Raw genomic sequence first — 19277 nt, 5'->3', positions numbered from 1 at the left:
ATCGGTACGCCTGGCGTGAGAACCCGCGGTGGGGTACGACAGGAGCATGTCGCCGCACGACGATGCCGATTCCGCACGGGGCTCGGCCGCATCCGGTGCGGACGAGCGTGCCCGCGGCGAGCTCGCGGATTCGGCTCATGGCTGGTTGCGCGTGCAGCTCGCGGTGGTTGGGTTCATCGGGCTCTGTGGTGCCCTGTGGGCCAACGGAGAGCTTGATGGGCCGGCATGGCTGCGGTGGCTGGCCGCGGCATTGGCCGCGCTGGCGTTCGTACTCGGCAGCGCGGCCATTTTCCTGGTGGCACGGGTGGCGTATCCGGTGCGGGGCACCGCATTGGCGGCCGCGCCCGGTGACAACGCGCGGTCACGGAAATCGGGGCAGCTTCGCGGCGGCATCGCCCTCAGCCTTCTTGCGCTGATGCTGGTCGTCGCCGCCACCCTGACCGGGTGGTGGCCAGATTCCTCCGGTGGCGGTGCGATCGAGGTGCGTGACGCCACCGGTCAGGCATGGTGCGGCCAGCTCGGTGACGCACCCACCGGTACGGTCCGGCTGGACACGGCCGACGGTCCGGTGACGATCCCGTTCGAGCGCATCGCCCTGCTCCGTGAGGTGGACAGCTGCTGAGGTTCTCCGATGACGGTGACCGGTCTGCGCCCCGCGGCAGTCGGCCCGAGCCCGCGACCCTTCTCAGCGCGGGCGCACCATCAGCGCCTGCGCGCCGACGGCGACCTGGCCTTCGGCGTCATGCAACACGCTCGACGCGGTGCCGATGCCGGACGGGCCGATGACCGTGTTCGCGTCCAGCCCGATCCACTCGCCGACCGGCTCGCGCTGGATGTGCACGGTCAGGTCGGTGTTGATGAACCACCACTGCGACGGGTTGAGCCGGTTCGACAACCCGTTGCCGGAGTCAGCGACGGTGAAAAGGCGCTGCATTCCGGTCGGCTTCTCACCGGCGACCAGCGGGATGCGCTGCCGCACCCACGCGGTCGACGGTCCAGGCACGTGCAGGCCGCCGTGCAGCGGGCGCCATTCCATCGCGTCGATATAGCCGGGGCACCAGCCGTCCGGCCTGCCCATCGGCTCGATGCCGTCCCATGTCGGCAGCGGATCAGCCTGGCCAGCCTCGACCGGCGTTGAGTCCGCCTTCGCGATGCGCCAGCCGGACGCCGATGCGACGACCCTGCCGTTGGCGGACATCTCGGCGTTCAGCAGTTCCACCGAGCGGCCCGGCCGGACCAACTGTGCTCGCACGGTCAGCTCGTCGATCGGCACCGGCCCGAGGATCTCGATGGTCACCCTGGCGAGCTGCATCTCACGGTCGGTGGCGACCTGTTCCAGCGCTCGCACCAGCAACGCCGACGGCGGGCCGAGGTGCTGTGCGTCCGTCGTCCACGGTCCCGCGGTGTGCCGGGTGGACAGGAACACGTCCTCGCCGCGCGGGACGTAGAAGGCCTCGGCGTCCTGGTCTGACACGGTGTGCTCGCTTTCGTCGGGACATGGTTCGCATCGCGAACGCTACTGCATCATGATGCACTGATGCTATGATGAGGCCATGCGGACGACCATTGACCTGCCTGACGACCTGCATCGGCAGGCACAGTCACTCGCGCGTGACACATCTCGGACGCTCAGCGACATCGTTGCTGAGCTTATGCGGCGTGGGCTTGGTCAGGGGCTACCCGTTGAGACGTCGCATAGCGCGAAGACCGGGCTGCCGGTAGTTCGCCTCGGCAAAGTGATCACGACCGAGGACGTGCGTTCCCTTGAGGACGATGAGTAGTGACGACCTTGCTGGACGCGAATGTACTGATCGCGCTGGTGGTCGCTGATCACGTCCATCACGATTCCGCCGAGGAATGGCTTGCGGGCACGTCTCGGTTCGCGACGTGCCCGATCACCGAAGGGAGTCTTGTCCGGCTGCTGATTCGGGAGGGGCAGACGGCGGAGACAGCACAGGCGCTGATCGCGGAGATCTCAGCGGATGAGCGCCACGAGTTCTGGTGCGATCAGATTAGTTGCCGCAGGGTGGACATGAAGGGCGTGATCGGGCACCGACAGGTGACTGACGCCTATCTGGCGCAGTTGGCGCGTGAGCAGGGTGGTCGTCTAGCAACGTTCGATCAGGGCATGGCGCATCTCCACAGTGATGTTGTTGAACTGATCCCCACGGTGCCCGCGCAACGGTCGTAGCGAGCAGCAGGGTAGCCAAGCACCGCGGGTCGCGGCACCGCCTATCCGGCCGCGGGAACCCAGTTGCCGTGGAACCCGGCTGGCACTCGCGTCGGCAGGTGGATGCTCGCCACGGTCTCCAGTGTCGCCGCGTCGAGCATCGTGAGGTCGCTGTGGTCGGACGCCTTGTCATACACGAATCCCATCAGCACGCCCTCGTCCTCGGTGGCGTCCTCACTGGATGGGACGAACACGAACTCGCCGACCTCGGTGCCTTCCCCGAAGGTGTGCAGTGTGGACGCCGCACGCTCGACGTCGTGCTTGACCACGCTGTCGAACCAGCTCTCCTCCCGCGCCGCGGTGGTGTAGGCGTAGCGGTGTTTGCGGCCGAGCAGTCGTTCGTCGATGCGCGGAAACTCCTGCATGACGTCGTCGATGCGCTCGGTGCGCACTTTGCCAGCCGTCAGGTCGATCTCCCACCGCTCAAGCAGCGGCGGCGCGTCGCCCGGTCCCCGCAGGTCGCGGTCGAAGACGCGGTCGTAGCGCGGTACCTCGACGACGATGGTGTCGCCATCGTCGTAGGCGTTGACCGGGTGGAAGACGTAGCACGGATCGATGTCGAACCACCGGACGTCGCGGGACTGGCCGTCGCGGGGAAGTACGCCAATGCGCGCGGGGTAGCGCGGGTTCCAGCTGTACGGCAGTGGAGCGTTCGGCTTGAACCGCTGGGACGCCTTCGCCGCCATCGGGTCGGGGATGCGGACGTTGCCGATGAGCGCGGACATCGTCAGCCGCGCCGCACCGCGCAGGAACCGGGGCACCGACGCGGCCGCTGCGATGCCGGTGTCGAACGTGACCGGCAGGTCGTAGATCAGCACGTGGTTCTCGGTCAGCGAGAAGTTGTGCATCATCGGGCTGCCGTTGACCTCGATGTCGACCGCGCGCCGCACCCGTGCGTCGCGGTCGAGCACGGTGTACTGCACCCGGTTGCCCCAGCCGAAGTAGTACGACACCGCGTGCAGTTCACCGGTGACCGGATCGCGCTGCGGGTGCGCGGTGTAGGCGCCGGGCAGCGTGCCGTCGAAGTCGCACGGGCCGACGCTGTCCAGCTCGTCGGCCAGTTCGAACACCGGCCCGCCACCCTCGACCAGCGCGAACGTCCGTCCCGCGTGGCCGATGACGCTGGTGTTGGTCGCCAGGTCCATGCCGGTGGATGTCCTGCCATGGCGCGGTTCGCCGAGGGCGTCCGCGACGGGGCCGTTGCGGACCCATCGGTTGCGGTACCACTCCGCCTTGCCGTCGCGGATGCGGATGCCGTGCACCATGCCGTCGCCGAGGAACCAGTTGTAGGTGCGCGGGTCGATCTCGCCGATCGGGTTCGGCCCGTTGCGCAGGTACCTGCCGTCGAGATGCTCCGGAATGGTGCCGGTCACCGGCAGGTCGGTCGCGGTGTGTTCGGTGCTGATCGGGGCGAAGTTGCCTTCGAGGTAAGGGTTGGCCATGACGTCCTCCCATAACGTTGTTATTCACAGGTATAACAGGGTTATGGGTAGTGGTCAATAGCGCGGCGCGAGGACTGATAACTCCGTTATGGCACGATGGGCGTCGTGAGTGAGACAACGCGGCAGAGCACCGTGCGGGACCGCCTGCTCGCGGCGGCCGTCGAGAAGCTCGAGGCCAGCGGGCCGGAGGCGTTGCAGGCACGCCCGCTCGCCGCTGACATCGGCGCGTCCACCATGGCCGTGTACACCCACTTCGGCGGCATGCCGCAGCTGCTCGACGAGGTCACCCGCGAGGGCTTCGCGCGGTTCGACGCCGAGCTGGCGCGGGTGCCGCGCAGCGACGACACCATCGCCGACCTGCTCGCGCTCGGCATCGCGTATCGCCAGTTCGCGCTGGACAACCCGCAGCTCTACCGGTTGATGTTCGGGCTGACGACCCCGGGCACGCGGCGTGCCAAGGAACGCGACCTCACCACCGAGGGCAGCCCAACGTCGGTGAGCGAGGGCATCAGCGCGTTCAACCACCTCGTCGACGCGGTGACACGGGCGGCGGAGTCCGGCCGCATCCAGGCCGAGGACCCGGTCGCCGTCGCGGGGCAGATCTGGAGCGCAGCTCACGGCTACGTGCTGCTGGAGATCACGGGTGTGTTCGGCCACGAGGGACACGGCCTGGTGCGCACCCTGCAACCGCTGATTATCAACCTGCTTGTCGGGCTCGGCGATACGCGTGAGGGCATCGAAGCGTCGCTCGCCACGGTGTTCGACGCGGGTGGAGCGGCGCGCCGCCGGTCGCCGGAACGTCGGTAGGGTGCGAGGCATGCAGCCGCACGGTCATCACGCCCGGAACTGGGCAAAGGGCCTCGGCGTCGCCGTGCTCACCGCTCTGGCGATCGGCATTCCGTCCGACGTCATCGACACCGGTCTGTTCAGCAGGATGGTTCCGGTGCGGTCGTGGGAGTACGTCGCGTTGCCGGTGGTCGCCGTGCTCGCCGGGGTATGGGCCGCTATCCCGCGCCGGGCGGTGCGGACGCGGGCGAACGCGGGCGTGCTCGGCTCGCTCACCGGCGCGCTGTTCGCCGTGGCCTGCCCGGTCTGCAACAAGATCATCCTCGCGCTGCTCGGTGCGTCCGGTGCGCTCAGTATTTGGGCGCCGGTGCAGCCGGTGCTCGCGGTAGTGTCCGTGCTCGCGCTCGTCGCCGCCGTCGTGGTGCGGTGGCGGCAGCGCTGCGACGGCGTGTCCTGCGCGGTCGCAGAGTCCGATGCCAGCTACGAGAGCGCGGAGCGGACGCCGTCGGCGTAGCGGCGCAGGCCGTCCAGGTCTTTGATGGTGATCTTGCCGCGCCGTACCACGATCAGCTCGTGTCGAACCAGTTCGCTCAGCGCCGTCGTGGTGCGCTCCCTGCTCGCGCCCACCAGCGCGGCGAGCTGCTGATGTGTCAACCGGATCGGCTCGGCAGGACGTTTGCTCGCCAGCGAGCACAACGTGCCTGACAGCCGCTCGCCGAGCGTCTTGCAGGTCAGGTCGGTCAATCGTCGCTCAAGCTCGTCGATGCGGGCCGACAGCGATTCCGCGATCCGCTGCGCGATACGTGGGTCGGTGAACAGCAGGTCCTTGACGTCGTTGCGGCTCATCAAGCACAGCTCGGTCGCCTCGAGCGCGTCGGCCCAGTTGGTGCGCATGCGCAGGCCGAGCGGTTCCATTTCACCGAACACCGCGCCTGGTTCCAGAATCGCGTTGGTGACGCTGCGGCCATCGGACGTCGTCCGATACAACCGCACCCTGCCGCGTTTGACGATGAACAGAACCGTCACCGGCTGCCCCGGGTTGTAGATCACCTGCCCCGATGAGACGGAGCGCAATGGCGCGCGAGCACCGATGGCGGCGATTTCGCGGCGAGAAAGGTCCCGGAAAAGATCCACTTCCGAGATGCAGTAATGCTCGTCATCGGCCAATTCTTCATGAGACATCAATTAGGTATCTTGTGCCAATTCCGTGACGGTGTCCAACGTGATCTACTCGGCCAGTGTCCGAATGCCCGCTTCATCGGTGACGTCGATGCCGCCGTAGTGCAACTGGATGAGGCCGCGCCGTTCGAAGTCCTTGAGGATCTTGTTCAGCGACGGCCGCGCTACGCCGAGCATGGCGGCCAGGGTGCGCTGCGGCAACGGGATCGAGCCGTGCACGGACTCCTCCAGTAGCAACTGCGCGACCTGCGCGGTCAGCGAACGGCCAAGCATGCCGATGATGCGCTCGTGGCTTGCCGCCAATCGCTCGGCGACGCTGGACAACCAGCGCCGCGCGATCGTCAGCCGGGACGCGAGCAGCCCCTCGAAGTCCTGGGCGCTGAGGAACAGCACCGTGGCCTCATCGACCGCCCGTGCGGTGTAGGGGAGTGGCATGTCAAGCAGATGCTGGATGTCGCCGTCGACGTCGCCGGGGCCGAGTAGTTGCACCACCGAGCGTTTGCGGCCGGAGCCGACGGAGAGTTCCACCCTGCCGTTGCGCACGATCCATACCCCTGGTGGCGCGCTGCCCGCCTGGAAGATCACCGCCCCCGGCTCGAACGTCTCGGTGTGCAAACCGGCCGCGAGCGCGGTGAGATCCTGTTGCGTCAACGGCGCCGCGTGCCCACGGCCGACGCAGCGCGCGACCCAGGCCGCCTGGCGGATCGCCAGGTCCTCGACGGAACCGGCGCCGAGCAGCTTCATCGACCGGTTCATCGCGCTCGCGGCCTTGGGCAGTTTCATACCGCCATCCTGCCAGCGGGAGACAAGAAACCGCTGAGAATGGCGTCCGAGTGTCGATCGCGGTTGTGCCGGCCGTGGCTCGGCTGGCCCGCGCAAGCGTGACCGGCTCAGCTCTCGTCGCGTCGAGCCCAGATCGCGTGGGCGTTGTCGAACTCGGTCACGGCGCTGGGCCCGTTGCGCTCCAACGCCCGCTGGAACTGGACGGGGTCGCTGCGCCGGAACTCGATCTGCTCGGTCTCGTACCTGGACATCGCGACCCGCGCCGAGCCGGACTTGCGGCCCGTCCGGTAACGCTCGAGGAAGCCCTCGATGTTGGCGGCGCTGGTCCAGTTCGCTTTGTAGACGACGAGCCCGCCCCTGTCGACCACCCAGGTCATGTTCGGCATCCCGCCGAACGCCCTGTGCACCGTGCCGGTCAGGTCGTCGACCAGGATCGGGCGGCCGATGCCGACCTCGTCGCGCAGCAGGCGCGCATTGGCGAGTTTGCGCTCCCACGTGTCGTGATGCGGTACGTGCTCACCGGGATGCGCTTCGTTGGTGTAGAGGAACACCCACTCGGCCTCGGGATGCCGATCGGCCGCGTCGTCAAGCAGAGGACCCTCCGCTGAGCAGTACGGTCAAGTGAACGAACCGAACTCCATCACCAGTGGTTTCGACGTCCATAGCGCCGAGAGGCTGATCTGCTCGCCGGTGTTGAGCCGGTGCAGCGTGAAGTCGGGTGCTCGCTCGCCGATGCGGAAGGACTCGCGGAACCTGGCCTCGTCGGCCAGTTCGCCGCCTGCCGCGATGTAGTCGTCGAAATGGGGGTAGTTGTAGCGTTCCGGGGTTATCGCGCCGTCCGCGTCCACCGCGTCCCTCCGTTGATCGACTCGATGTTCAGCATGAGTCGGGACGCGCTGCGGGCGCAACCTCTCGAGCACCGGCGGTACGAGGCACTCGACGTCCATCGCGTCGAGTGGTGGCGCATGCCGGACGCCGTCCGGCGCTAGTCAGCGTGGTCACGCGGCCTCGACGGCAGGTTGCCAAGGCCGCGTGACGCGGTGTCAGCCGCCAGCGCCTGGAACGGACGGTGCCTGCGGCAGTACGGGCTGCGAACCGAACAGGTCGAGATACATGCCGCCCGCGATCCCGAGACCGATGACGCCGAGCAGCGCACCGCCGAGTGCGACGGCCTTCACCCACTGCCGAGCGTCCGACCGTCCCGCGTAGATGGCGACAAGCGCACCGCCGAGGATGACGGCGAGGAGCGCGAAGACGCCGTTGACCAGCGAGAGCGTGTCCCACGGCGCGCCGTATGCGACCTCAACCTGGTCTCCGCCCCCACTGGAGCGGAGGTCGATCTGGCCGATGATCTCCTTGCGGAAGCGCAGCATGTCGCCGAGCGAGGTGCCGGTGATCGACGCCAGCCCCAGCCCGGCACTGACGACGGCGATCGCTCCCGTTCCAACGCTGCTGAAGTCCGCGGTTTTCGCCTCGCTGGTACCCGTCGCGTTCGCACCAGCCGGGGTGCTGTCACCCTCGGCTTCGCTCGTCCCCGAGGCGTCGTCGTGTGCGATGTCGGTGTCGGGAGCGTCGGAGTGCTGGGCGTCGTCCTCGGTTACCGCTGCGGCTGCCTGCTCAGTGTCGGCATCGGCGGCGGCCGACGTGGTGTCGGTCTTGTTGTCTGAGGTCATCTGCCGAGGCTAGGGATCATCAGCTAAGACCCCAGTGAAGCGCGGAACCCTCGCCCCAGTGGCCGGAGGTTCATTCCGGCGGATACAGTTGCGACTTCGGTAACATATGGGAACTTTCCAGCGTGACACGGTACATCATGTCGGATCCTGCTGGTCCGGGTGGAATTGGAGCGACATTCGACGCTGACGACGTGTTTCAGTACTTCGGGCGGTATTAGGGATGTTGTTAGTTCAGCCATGGGCCGCGCGGGCACCATGAGGGCGGTGACCTTGCCGCCATGCGGGACACTGTCGTGAGGGACGCTGTGAGGGCGGTCCACTATGTGGTACCGCAAGGTGATATGTGGCCTGAAGGTCACAGGGAAGATCGCGTCCACGAAGTCGACATGGCGGTAGTGCTGGTCATGTCAAGCGGCGCCGCGTTGGTTCTGTCTTGGGTTATGGATGGTGTCAATGAAGGACTGGCGATCGAATTGAGGCCCCCCGAAGAACTGGATGTCGACTTGCCGGGAGATGCCATCGACGTGAGCGATCACGTCGATTGGAGAGTATTTTCCGGGGAATCAATCGAAAACATCACTCCAGTCTGGCATGTGCCTAATGAGGGGTGCCCAGAAATGCCTTGGTCGTATCGCTTTGAATTCTCCAATGAGTCAAGAGTGGTAGTTGCTTTAGGGGAGGCTGAGGCTGAGGGGTCTGGATTCACGTACTCACCAGATTCTCTTGTAGTGTTCTTTGATAAGTCTTTGGCGCTTTCTTATAAGATTCCGGCGAGTAGCACGTCTTCGTGGGGATAGGTCGCGCTGGCGTCGTTCTTGCAGATTCTCAGTTTCAGGTCTGTAGATATTGCTGAGGTGGCACCCGATACACTTTGGAAAACATCAGTTGCACTGGAAGGCGGGCACGAAGCCCCCAGTGGAAGTGATCGAGATTCCTTCGATGCCTGGAAGGTCCAGTACTGGAAGGATCGAACGGCAGGATTTGGTGGATGATGAACGCTGTCGAGGCGAGCGAGCGACTGATTGAACTGGTTCGCGGGAACGATGACATCGCGAACCACGCTGAGGGTTGTGACGCAGGGAAAATAGCGGCTGCCGAGCGTGATCTGGGTGTCGGGATTCCTCCCTCGTACCGTCGCATGATTGAGGAGATCGGGACCTGGGATATCGCTGGTGAAGAATTTCTCGGCTTGTACCAGACGACCGCGATGGGGCAGAAGCTGCTGGGCTCTGTAACGGAAACGTTGGATGCTCGCAGTCAGTACCGAATGCCGTCCGATTTGATCGTTGTGATGTTCGATGGAATGGACGGCCTTGTTGTCCTAGCTTCTTCCCAAGTAGATCAAGAAGGTGAGTATCCGGTCGTGGTTTGGCATCCCGGAGTTGTGGACCGCGAGAGCATGGAAAAGCTCGGTGACGACTTCGGATCCTTCGCATTGTCCCTGTGTCAGCGTGCCATAACGCGCTGGCGGGAATCTGACTGAATCTGCATTCTAGGAGGCTATGTTGCAAGAATTCTCGGTGGTAGTTCGTGACGCTTGAAGGTGTATACGGAACCAGGCCGGACCTCCTGCCGCGATCCATGGTCCGAGTCGCTCGTGCAGATAACCAGGGTGATCGACGGCTGATCTGGGTTGGGAAGCCGGAGGTGGAGTTGCTAAACGTGGATCAGCATCTTCACTACGAGAGCGAAAGTCTTAACTGTTACCCGCGCAACTCGGACGGCACGATCCAGTGGAGTGCGGTGCCCGATGGGCTTGTGCTCGGCTCGATGGATTCGGACTCCTTCCAGCTGAGCGTCATAATTCAGCAGTTCATGCCGAGTGTTAGGAGTCTTGTTTTCCTTTGGGGTAGTTTGACGGTTCCAAGTGTGGCGATGGGGATCGAATTTTCCGTTTCTCACCTGCCGGGGATTATGGAAATATTTCCAGAGTTCTGGATCTACTCTCCTAGTGATCGAGTTGTAGTGGAGAGTTCTTTCTCCGGTGTAGTGACTGTCGCCCACGTTCCCTCTGAGGGGAGACCCCTGCTTGGCGCGCTCAAGGCGCGAGTCGACGAGGCGCGACCTAACCTCGAAGGAGCAGGATACACGCTTGAGATATTCGACTCTCCGGAGCGAGAGGAAAAGAACTCATTCGGGGTCTATGTAGCGAGGGAGGAAAGAGGGTTCTTTCTGACGGTCTGGGATTCAGGTGAGGTTCAGGTGTCGGCTATTGACTTTGATGTCGACCCTTCTCCACGTGAGAAATATTTGCCTGACGTGCATGCCGACCGCCTGGTGGCAGAGTTCGAGAAACTGGTCGACTGGGTCTCTGGGAATGCTGGGTAGAGCTGAGCAGTTCGATCCCAGAGTGGGCTCGTGACCGTGATGACACAAGTTGAAGCGAATCATAGGGGATGCGGTGCCTACTTCTGGAGAGAGCCTAGATAGTTGGATCGATGAAGTGTCGGACCTTGCCTCGATTCTGATGAATGACTTCGAGGCGAGTTCCGGCTGCCCGCCTGGAGAGAACGCCGTATCGAAGGCGACCCCTGAACGCGGAGATGAGGTAGTTCAGGCTCTCTCTATTGTCAGTGTCCATCGCGACCTTATCGGCTTCTACTCGCGAGTTGACGAGGTCACGTTGCCTGACGCGGGGAATGGAATGTTCATCCATTCGGCGCAGGCTGTCGTTGACGGAGCGAAGGGTGGTCAGCCGACAGCAGTCGTCGGAGCCGTCGAAGACTGCATTACGATTTTCGGGTCAGACGGGGGCGGTGGACTATTTGCGCTGAACCGCGTCGGTGATACGGTTTATCGCTCAGCGGTGGGTCGCTTATCGGTTCCACGTATGACGTTGAGGATTCTGGAGTGCAGAAAATACCAGACGGATTGTCGGGATTCCTCGACTACTTGCACCAAGAGTTGTCGCAGGCGGTTTCGTCGATGTGAGGTAGGTCTGGAGTGGAGGCGGTAACGTTCGGCGACGTCGAGATCGACGTAGTGGACTTTGACGACGTTGTAGCTGCGGAACGAGTGATCGAGTTCCGCTACCGCAATGATCCGACGTCATCGTCATTCGCCGCTATCGTTGTGCCGGACGGTGGTGACTGGTCCTCAGCGTTGCTCAGCGTCGATCCGCAGTCCGGCGATGTCTCCGCTGCGCTCATGGCGGATCTCATCGGATTCGCCCGAGAGTTAGTCGAAGCAAAGTAAGCAACTGCAAATTCGAAGCGCCGTCAGATGAGCTTTGGTGAAGCTTCAGCGTGGAACAGGCAACGAGCGTTCCGCCGCTATCCGAGGCCGCGGTCGGCCTCCAGCAGTCGCAGCCACACCTCGCTGGGCGTGGGGAGCCTGGGAGCGCCGTTTCCGGCTGGTAGGCGAGCCAGACTGCAATGTGGTCGCTGGCGTGTCGGTGCCCAGCGCAGCGAAGGCGTCGTTGACCGCATCCGGCCGCCGACCGCGCCGCTGATGGTCTGTCTCGATCAATCCTCATCCGAATGGGGGATGCGAATAGAACTCACGACGGCATGATGGGCCGCCATCTAGATCAAGATCGTCATCACGCCCCAACGTGAGTCGTTATCGCATCGCACCCCCGATCGCGGAAGTCGATCACCATGCCCGGGTGAGTCCGCCTGGGTCGTTCGAGAGGACAGCTTGATGGAACACCGTGGTTCGTCTGAGGAACCAAGCTCGGAGAACGCGCCCCAAGAACCTGCCAGGAACGTCGGCCGCCGCCGGTTCCTCGGGTATCTGGTCGCCGCACCGACCTTGGCGGTAGCGGCACATCTTGGTCAGTCCACCACCGCTCCCCGCGCGGCCGATGCCGTGATCCCGTCACCGCCGGAACAATCGGAGATCTACGATCTCAACGACCTGCTGACGCTGGCGGCGCGACCGACGTCCAACCTGATCGCGGTCGTGATCAACTCCGACGGCACGGCGTCGTTCGACATGCCGCGCGCCGAAAGCGGCCAGGGCATCACCACGATGGCGGCCATGCTGATCGCCGAGGAACTGGAACTACCCCTCGACAAGATCAACGTGACACTCGCCGACGCGCGCCCCGAGCTGCTGTTCAATCAGTTCACCGCGGCGTCCAACACCGCCATCTCCATGTACGAGCCGATTCGGACGGCTGCCGCGATCGCGCGCGAGCGATTGCTGGGCGCCGCCGCGGTCCAGCTCGGTGTCACCGTCGATCGGCTGACCGTGCGCGCCGGTGTCGTGTACGCACCTGACGGCCGTGCCGTCGCCTATGGCGAACTGACCGCGCGTGCCGCGAGCCAGCGGACAACGGAAGTCGAGGCGACGCTCAAGGACCCGTCCGAGTTCACCGTCATCGGCACGCCGCGCAACCGGATCGACGCGCTGGCCGCCATCACCGGGCGCAAGACCTTCGCCATGGATCGCGCCGTCCCCGATGCGTTGCCGACGATGATCTGCCGCCCGCCGACGATCAAGGGCACGCCGCGGTCGGTGGCGAACGCCGACCAGGTGCGGCAGATGCCCGGCGTCACCCACGTCGTCCAGATCGCCACCGGCATCGCCGTGCGCGCGAAGACGTTCGGTCAGTGCATCGATGCCGTCAACGCGCTCGATGTCACCTGGAACCCCGGCACGGTCGACAGCGAGTCCGATGACACGGTGCTCGCCACGCTGCGGGAGGCCGAGGCGGACTTCAGCCTGCTTCACACCGGCGAGGTCGTCGAGGGCGACTTCGTCTTCCACTTCCGCAACAACGCCGCGCTGGAACCCAACACGGCTGTCACCGACGTCCGTGCCGATCGTGCCGAGATCTGGGCGCCGTTGCAGGCGCCAATCCTGTGTCAGGAGCAGGTCGCCGAGCAGCTGGGGCTGCCGCTGGACGCGGTGACCGTGCATGTCGAGCAGGCCGGTGGCGCGTTCGGTCGCCGCATGTTCAACGACGTCGTCCTCGAAGCGACCGAGGCGTCGCGAAAGATGGGCCAGCCGGTGAAGCTGATGTGGCACCGCACCGACGAGTGTCGTCAGGGCCGGATGCACCCGATGTGCACCTCGCGCGTGCGCGCCAGCGTCTCCGGCGGCAACGTGCTCACCTTCGAGCAGTTGCACACCAGCGTCGCCACCGACTACACCCAAGGCTTCGGCGAGATCATCAGCGCGAAGGTCGGCACGGTGCCGTCGATGGGCATGGCCAACGAGGAAGGCTATGCGAAGCCGGTGTTCAACGCGACGGTCAACGTGCCGTACCACTTCGGCTCGGTGTCGCATGGCCTCGAGGAGATCTACACCTACGACACGTTCCCGACCGGCAGCGTGCGCAACCTGGTCAACCCCGACGTCCGCACCGCGCAGGAGCTGATTGTCGACCAGATCGCCGACAAGATGGGCAAGGACCCGTACGAGTTCCGGCGCGAGTTCGTCGACGACGACCGGGTCCGTGCGGTACTCGACAAGGCCGCGCAGGAAGGCGAGTGGGGCCGCGACATGGCGCCGGGAACGGCGCAGGCGATCACCGTCCACAAGGAGTACAAGGGCGCTACAGCGTGTCTGGTCGAAATCGACTGTCGCGATGAGACGGTCAATCGGGATGTCCGCAACGCTGTCACGGGTCCGCGCGTGACCAAGGTCGTCATGGCGGTCGACGCGGGGCTGGCGATCAACCCGCGTGGACTGCAAGCCCAGATGCAGGGCGGCATCATGGACGGCATCGCGCAGGCGCTGACGTCCAGCCTGCACCTGCGCGACGGCGTGCTGCTCGAGGGCAGCTGGGACGACTACTTCTACACCCGGCACTGGAACGCGCCGTTCGAGACCAGGGTCATCGTGATGCCGCCGACCACGGGGGAGCCGGGCGGTGCTGGCGAGCTCGGTGTCCCGTCGGCGATGGCCGCCGTCGCCTGCGCCTATGCCCGCGCGACCGGGACGGTCCCGACCAGCTTCCCGATCAACCACGACACGCTCAGCTTCACGCCCAAGCCGACCGTGCCGCCGCTTCCGCCGTCACCGACCAACGGCCTCAAGTTCGCGTACTAAAGGAGCATTCGTGCGTACACACACTTTCATCGTCAACGGCGAGCGCGTCCACGTGAAGATCGAGGCCGACGTGCGGCTGCTCTGGGTGCTGCGCGACGTCCTCGGCATCAACGGGCCGAAGTACGGCTGCGGCATCAACGTCTGCAAGGCGTGCACCAGCCACATCAACGGCAAGGCGTTCAACCCGTGCTCGGTGCGGGTCGGCGACATCAAGGGCGGCGACGAGATCACCACGATCGAGGGGCTGCCGGACACCGTCGGCGAGGATCTGCACCCGATGCAGAAAGCCTGGCTGGAGCGCGACGTCGCCCAGTGCGGCTACTGCCAGCCGGGGCAGATCATGGCCGCCGTCGCCAAGGTGCGGCAGGCCCGCGACGAGGGCCACGAGATCAGCGACGCGGACATCGACGAGATCCGCAACATCTGCCGCTGCGGTACCTACGCCCGTATCCGCGAGGCGATCAAGGACGGCGCCGAGAAGATGTGAACGCTGAGGTGAGACCGGGCGCTCTGCGTTGAGCGCCCGGTCCGCTCTGGCTACACCCTGATCTTCTGCCACGGTCCCCAGATGGCGAACGTGACGCCGTCGGAGGACTGGATGTTGACGTAGAGCGTGTGCCCGTCCTGGCTGAACGTGGTGCCCGCGAACTCCTCGTCGAAACGGGGTTCGTGTGGCGGGTCGTTCCTGCGCAACCGGTTGAGCGCGATGTCGAAGATCTGCCCTCCCCGGTTCAGCCCGCGCAGGTAGTTGTCGCCGGGGCCGTCCTCGCAGAGCACGAGCGTGCCGCGCGCGGACGTCGTCACGTTGTCCGGGAAGTCGAGCTTCTCCTCACCAGGCGACTCGTAGAGCATCTTCAGCGTTCCCGCGTGGGTGTTGTACGCCCAGATCTGGCCGTGGCCGTTGCCGTAACCGCCGGTTGGTCCAGTGCCACCCTCGGACTCGCCGCCGCCTTGGGTGGAGCAGAAATAGATCATTCCGTGGTCGTAGACGCAGCCTTCCAGCCGGGAGAACCACGCCGCGCCCCGCGCCCTGCCCTGCTCGCCGACGTAGGTGATGGCCTCGTCGTTGCTGGTGGGGGCTGGTTCGCCGGGCGTGTACGGGAAGTCGGGGTCGGGATCGTCGATGTCCACCCAGGTGACGTCGAAGGTCGCGTGTTTCCGCTGGGACTTCGCCAGATCCGCGTTCGGGGTGCCAGCCACCGCCAGCATCTGCAGCCTGCCACCGTCGAGCAGCCTGCCCGCGTCCATCGGGTGTTCCGGCGGGATGTAGCGGTAGAACCCGGACGCGAAGGCGAAGTTGTCCTCGGTGAGATAAAGGATGCCTTCGTGCGGGTCGAACGCGACGGCCTCGTGCGCGAACCGGCCAGCCTTGCGGATCGGCTTCCGGTCGGATTGCCCGCCCGCTGGCACGTCGAAGATGAACCCATGCGGCTGCTCGAGGTCCACGTTGGGCGTTCCGGTGAAGTCGGGGCCCACGTCGGGGCCGTTGATGGTCTCCTCGCAGGTGACCCAGCTGCCCCACGGCATCGGCCCGCCGGAGCAGTTCATCATCGTGCCGTTGATGCTGGTGAACGACTCGACCACCTCGCCGAACGGCGTGACCAGCACTGTCGTCGTGCCGCCGAGTGCGGCGCCGTCGTAGGGATCACCTGGGCCGAACGCGCCACCGGGGCTGTTCCCATTGACCTCGTGGTTACGGACCAGCCAGACATTCCCGTCCGGTCCTGGGAACGCGGCCATACCGTCGTGGCGGCCGGGCAGTGTCGTGCCGTCGTCCAGGGTGATGACCGGGCCGTCCTTGTCGTGGAACGAGCGGTACTGGAAGCCCTCCGGCAGCCACAACCGGACTGTCCCGTCACGCAGGTCCGGCACCGGCCGGAGGTCCCGATGTGGTGGCTGGCCCGCTGCCGCTTCGCGCGCGAGGAACCCGGCGAACGGGCCACCCAATACCGCCCCGCCAGCGGCGACGGCTGCCCCGCGCAGCACCGAACGTCGATCCATTGAAGCCATGCTGATCACCTCTCCATCCGCCAACGCCATTGTGTGGCGCGACAGAGAGTACGCCCGATAGAGCGAGATTCCTACGGGTTCGGTGCATGGCACGTGGTGCGGGCGGCTCGCGCGCTGGCGTGCGTGGATCTTGAGGCGTTGTGGCGACACGTATCACCACAACGCCTCAAGATCCACTCGCTGCGGGACGTCGTAGCGAGCGATCGTCACAGCCCGAACGTCGTGGCGATGATGTCTCGTTGGATCTCGCTGGTGCCGCCGTAGACGGTCGACACCACCGTCGCTCGCAGGTGCGCTTCCATGTCGTACTCGGTCGCGTAGCCGTAGCCGCCCATCATCTGCATGCCTTCGAGCGCGACCTTCTTGGCGGTCTCGGTCGCCTTCAGCTTGGCCATCGACGCCTCGCGGGGCAGGAGCTTCTCCGGCTTGGCGTCCACCGCCGCCGCGACCGAGTACACCAGCAGCTCGGCGCACTCGAGTTCGGTAGCCAGGTCGGCGATGCGCTGGGACAGCGCCTGGAAGGTGCCGACCGGCTTGCCGAACTGGGTCCGTTCCTTGACGTAGGCGACGGTGTCGTCGAACGCCCGCTTGGCCCTGCCAAGCATCGCGGAGGCCAGATAGAGCCGTTCGCCGTTGAGGCCGGTCATCAGCTGCGGCCACGCCTGGTTCACCCGGCCGATCACGGCGTCAGCGGGGACGAAGCAATCGGTGAAGTACAGGTCGTTGACCTCGTTGCTGCCCATCGTGTCGATCTGCCGAATGGTCAGTCCGTCGGCATCGGCAGGCACCTCGAACATGGTCAGGCCCTCGTGCTTCGCACCTGTGGTGTCGGTGCGCGCGACCAGCAGGATGTTGTCGGCGATATGGGCGTTGGAGCACCACGTCTTCTGGCCATTGACGAGAAACCCGCCCTCGACGGGTTCGGCGCGGCAGCTCAGCGCGCCGACATCCGACCCCGCTTCCGGCTCGGACATCGAGATCGCGTGCACGCCACCGGAGGATATCGACGTGACCGCTCGCTTGCGCTGGTCGTCCGTACCGAACTTGAGGTAGGGGCCAGCGACCACGACGGTAGTGACCCACCCGCCCATCGGGGCGAGCCCGTAGCCCATCCGCTCGAGGAAGAGGCATTGCTCCGTGATTCCGCCGCCGGAGCCACCGTCCTCCTCCGGCAGCCCGACGCCGAGCCAGCCCAGTTCGGCGAGCGTGGCGTAGAACTCGGCGTTGTGTGCCTCCTTCCCGTTGGCGGTCAACGCATCACGTTGCTCGCGCGTGCCGCACTCGCGCTGGCACAGCTCGTCGATGGCAGCGGCGAACGCGCGCTGCTCGTCGGTGAACACGGCGGGCATGGGTGCCTCCCTGGAGTATTGGCGTCAGCGTGTGGCGTAGAGGGCGTCGATCTCGCTCGCGTACTTCTGCTCGATCGGCTTGCGCTTGAGCTTCATCGTCGGGGTGAGTTCCTCGCTGCCCGGTTCCCAGATCGCGGGCAGAACGGTGAACTTCTTGATCTGCTCAACCCTGGCCAGCGTGCTGTTGGCGGTCTCGACCGCGGCCGCTACGGCGGCGTTGATGCCCGGATCGGCTGCCAGCGCCGCCGGCGTGGTGTCCGGCACGCTGTGCGCGTCGGCATATGCGGCGGCCGCGTCCGGATCGAGGGTGACCAGCGCGACCACGTACGGCCGGTTGTCGCCGATCGCGGCGACCGAGCCGATCAGCGGATTCGCCACCTTCACGGCGTTTTCGATATTGGCGGGAGACATGTTCTTGCCAGACGCGTTGATGATCAGTTCCTTCTTGCGATCCACAATCGACACGTAGCCGTCGTTGTCGATCGTCGCGATGTCACCGGTGTGCAGCCAGCCATCGGAGTCGATGGTTTCGGCTGTTTTCTCCGGGTTGTTGCGGTAGCCCTTCATCACCAGAGGCCCGCGCACGAGTAGTTCGCCGTCGTCGGCCAGCTTCACGTCCATGTGCTTGACCGGTGGGCCGACGGTTCCGATCCGGATCCCGTCGGTTGGGTTCATGGTCGCCGCACCGGACGTCTCCGACATGCCCCAGAGCTCGCAGACGGGGATACCGAGGGCGAGCACGAACTCCAAGGCCTCTGGCGCGATCGGTGCCGCACCGGACGCGGCGATGCGAATCTTGTCGAGCCCAAGTGCCGTGCGCACACGGGACAGCACGAGCCGGTCCGCCAGCTGTGCCCGCAGCTTCGTGGCCAACGGGACCGGCCTGCCCGTGGCGGACAACCGGGCTTGCCGTTGCGCGGCGCGCAAGGCCCAGTTCGCCAGCTTCCGTTTGGTGTCGTTCTCCTCGGCGGCGAGATTCGCTTCGATCGCGGCTTTGAGCTTGTACCAGATCTGCGGCACTGCCCCGAAGAACGTCGGCCGGACGTCGGTCAGTGCGCCGAGCATCTGCTTGGGGTCAGCGACCGTGGTGATCTGCATGCCGGTGACCATGCTCGTGTAGTGCGCGCCCCAGCGGTTGGCCACATGTGCGTCCGGCAGGTAGGACACCACTCGGTCGTTCGCGTTGATCGGCAATGTGTCGAGGGTCGCGTCCACCGACGCGATCATGTTGGCGTGGGTCAGTTCGACACCCTTCGGCGAGCCGGTCGTTCCCGAGGTGTAGATGATGGTGAGCACGTCGTCCGGGCGAACCGAACGCCAGGTGGCGGAGAAGTCGAACGTCGTGTCCGCTGGCAACTCGTCGAGCCCGATGGTGCCTTCCGGTGTGTCATCGACACAGACGATGTACTCGACCGCGGTACCCCGTACCGCTGTACGGAGCTTCTCGACGAACTGCTGCTCGCACACCACGACGCGGCTACCGGCGTCGGTCAGCACGTAGTTGATCTGCTCCGGTGCGAGCGTGTTGTAGATCGAGAAGGGCGTCGCGCCCGCGTGGAGTGCGCCGGTGTCGACCAGATGGAACTCCGGGCGGTTGGTCAGCATGATCGCGACGGTGTCGCCCTTGTTGACGCCGAGCCCGGACAGTCCAGCGGCGATGTGTCGCACCTGGGCGGCATACTCCCGCCAGGTAATCGCCACACCATCGCCTGGAGTGCGCACGGCGATGGCATCGGGGTCGTGGCGCGCTGTGCGCTGGAAGGCCTCAACCAGCGTGCCGGGCAGCGTGTGTTCCGTATTCGCCATAGATGCTCCTGCCGGATTG

20 protein-coding genes are annotated in these 19277 nt (G+C 65.3%); 11 read left to right on the top strand and 9 right to left on the bottom strand.

Annotation, left to right across the window (positions count from 1 at the left end; all coding sequences use genetic code 11):
* Positions 1 to 46: 46 nt before the first annotated feature.
* A complete protein-coding gene (locus tag AMYHA_RS23670; RefSeq protein ID WP_034274699.1) occupies positions 47 to 622 on the top strand; it encodes a hypothetical protein in 576 nt (191 codons plus the stop codon).
* Between the two features lie 63 nt (positions 623 to 685).
* On the opposite strand, the gene AMYHA_RS23665 is transcribed toward AMYHA_RS23670, so the two are convergent.
* Positions 686 to 1474 carry a thioesterase family protein gene (locus AMYHA_RS23665; protein ID WP_034274697.1) on the bottom strand — a complete coding sequence of 263 codons (789 nt, stop codon included), beginning with the start codon at positions 1472 to 1474 and terminating at the stop codon, positions 686 to 688.
* Positions 1475 to 1553: 79 nt separating this feature from the next.
* On the opposite strand from AMYHA_RS23665, the gene AMYHA_RS23660 reads away from it, so the two are divergent.
* Complete coding sequence (locus AMYHA_RS23660; protein WP_034274695.1) at positions 1554 to 1781, top strand: hypothetical protein; 228 nt, start codon at positions 1554 to 1556, stop codon at positions 1779 to 1781.
* A complete protein-coding gene (locus AMYHA_RS23655) occupies positions 1781 to 2191 on the top strand; it encodes a TA system VapC family ribonuclease toxin (protein WP_034274693.1) in 411 nt (136 codons plus the stop codon). Before AMYHA_RS23660 ends, AMYHA_RS23655 begins: the two co-directional genes overlap by 1 nt.
* A 41-nt stretch (positions 2192 to 2232) precedes the next feature.
* Here AMYHA_RS23655 and AMYHA_RS23650 read toward each other — a convergent pair whose 3' ends face one another.
* A complete protein-coding gene (locus AMYHA_RS23650; protein ID WP_034274691.1) occupies positions 2233 to 3672 on the bottom strand; it encodes a carotenoid oxygenase family protein in 1440 nt (479 codons plus the stop codon).
* Between the two features lie 105 nt (positions 3673 to 3777).
* Here AMYHA_RS23650 and AMYHA_RS23645 point away from each other — a divergent pair, with 105 nt between their 5' ends.
* The gene (locus tag AMYHA_RS23645) at positions 3778 to 4479 is read left to right on the top strand and encodes a TetR/AcrR family transcriptional regulator (protein ID WP_034278593.1); all 702 of its coding nucleotides are present in this window, start codon (positions 3778 to 3780) and stop codon (positions 4477 to 4479) included.
* 10 nt (positions 4480 to 4489) lie between these two features.
* Positions 4490 to 4972, top strand: a complete 483-nt coding sequence (locus AMYHA_RS23640; RefSeq protein ID WP_196776957.1) for a hypothetical protein — start codon at positions 4490 to 4492, stop codon at positions 4970 to 4972.
* Here AMYHA_RS23640 and AMYHA_RS23635 read toward each other — a convergent pair.
* The 4 genes from AMYHA_RS23635 to AMYHA_RS23615 form a co-directional block, all read right to left on the bottom strand.
* Complete coding sequence (locus AMYHA_RS23635) at positions 4939 to 5640, bottom strand: Crp/Fnr family transcriptional regulator (protein WP_034274689.1); 702 nt, start codon at positions 5638 to 5640, stop codon at positions 4939 to 4941. The two genes, AMYHA_RS23640 and AMYHA_RS23635, sit on opposite strands and share 34 nt — an antisense overlap.
* 45 nt (positions 5641 to 5685) lie before the next feature.
* The gene (locus AMYHA_RS23630) at positions 5686 to 6420 is read right to left on the bottom strand and encodes a Crp/Fnr family transcriptional regulator (RefSeq protein WP_034274687.1); all 735 of its coding nucleotides are present in this window, start codon (positions 6418 to 6420) and stop codon (positions 5686 to 5688) included.
* Positions 6421 to 6527: 107 nt separating this feature from the next.
* Entirely contained in the window at positions 6528 to 7250 is a 723-nt protein-coding gene (locus AMYHA_RS28320) for a TlpA family protein disulfide reductase (protein WP_330760654.1), read from the bottom strand.
* 213 nt (positions 7251 to 7463) lie between these two features.
* On the bottom strand, positions 7464 to 8093 hold the full coding sequence (locus tag AMYHA_RS23615) for a hypothetical protein (protein WP_034274681.1): 630 nt from the start codon (positions 8091 to 8093) through the stop codon (positions 7464 to 7466).
* A gap of 386 nt (positions 8094 to 8479) precedes the next feature.
* Here AMYHA_RS23615 and AMYHA_RS27265 point away from each other — a divergent pair, with 386 nt between their 5' ends.
* The 6 genes from AMYHA_RS27265 (at position 8480) to AMYHA_RS23590 (ending at position 14580) form a co-directional block, all read left to right on the top strand.
* Entirely contained in the window at positions 8480 to 8890 is a 411-nt protein-coding gene (locus tag AMYHA_RS27265; RefSeq protein WP_157362363.1) for a hypothetical protein, read from the top strand.
* Between the two features lie 191 nt (positions 8891 to 9081).
* Complete coding sequence (locus tag AMYHA_RS23610; protein WP_034274678.1) at positions 9082 to 9576, top strand: SMI1/KNR4 family protein; 495 nt, start codon at positions 9082 to 9084, stop codon at positions 9574 to 9576.
* Positions 9577 to 9623: 47 nt separating this feature from the next.
* Positions 9624 to 10421: a hypothetical protein gene (locus tag AMYHA_RS23605; protein WP_157362360.1), complete on the top strand. Its 798-nt coding sequence runs from the start codon at positions 9624 to 9626 to the stop codon at positions 10419 to 10421.
* Positions 10422 to 11036: 615 nt separating this feature from the next.
* Positions 11037 to 11288, top strand: a complete 252-nt coding sequence (locus AMYHA_RS23600; protein WP_034274674.1) for a hypothetical protein — start codon at positions 11037 to 11039, stop codon at positions 11286 to 11288.
* A gap of 447 nt (positions 11289 to 11735) precedes the next feature.
* Entirely contained in the window at positions 11736 to 14093 is a 2358-nt protein-coding gene (locus AMYHA_RS23595; RefSeq protein WP_034274672.1) for a molybdopterin cofactor-binding domain-containing protein, read from the top strand.
* Positions 14094 to 14103: 10 nt separating this feature from the next.
* The gene (locus AMYHA_RS23590; RefSeq protein WP_034274669.1) at positions 14104 to 14580 is read left to right on the top strand and encodes a (2Fe-2S)-binding protein; all 477 of its coding nucleotides are present in this window, start codon (positions 14104 to 14106) and stop codon (positions 14578 to 14580) included.
* A 50-nt stretch (positions 14581 to 14630) separates the two neighbouring features.
* Here the strand turns inward: AMYHA_RS23590 and AMYHA_RS23585 are convergent, their stop codons facing one another.
* The 3 genes from AMYHA_RS23585 to AMYHA_RS23575 all read right to left on the bottom strand — a co-directional run bounded on the left by AMYHA_RS23585 (position 14631) and on the right by AMYHA_RS23575 (position 19258).
* Positions 14631 to 16094 carry an alkaline phosphatase PhoX gene (locus AMYHA_RS23585; protein ID WP_034274666.1) on the bottom strand — a complete coding sequence of 488 codons (1464 nt, stop codon included), beginning with the start codon at positions 16092 to 16094 and terminating at the stop codon, positions 14631 to 14633.
* Positions 16095 to 16309: 215 nt separating this feature from the next.
* Positions 16310 to 17452, bottom strand: coding sequence for an acyl-CoA dehydrogenase family protein (locus tag AMYHA_RS23580; RefSeq protein WP_034274664.1), 1143 nt, complete (start codon positions 17450 to 17452; stop codon positions 16310 to 16312).
* Positions 17453 to 17476: 24 nt separating this feature from the next.
* Positions 17477 to 19258, bottom strand: a complete 1782-nt coding sequence (locus AMYHA_RS23575; RefSeq protein ID WP_034274662.1) for an AMP-dependent synthetase/ligase — start codon at positions 19256 to 19258, stop codon at positions 17477 to 17479.
* Positions 19259 to 19277: the final 19 nt, after the last annotated feature.

It is taken from the genome of Haloechinothrix halophila YIM 93223 (assembly GCF_000504245.1).
Lineage (GTDB): Bacteria > Actinomycetota > Actinomycetes > Mycobacteriales > Pseudonocardiaceae > Haloechinothrix_A > Haloechinothrix_A halophila.
Note: the sequence above shows the minus strand (reverse complement) of the source record. Positions and strands in the feature narration are given on the sequence as shown.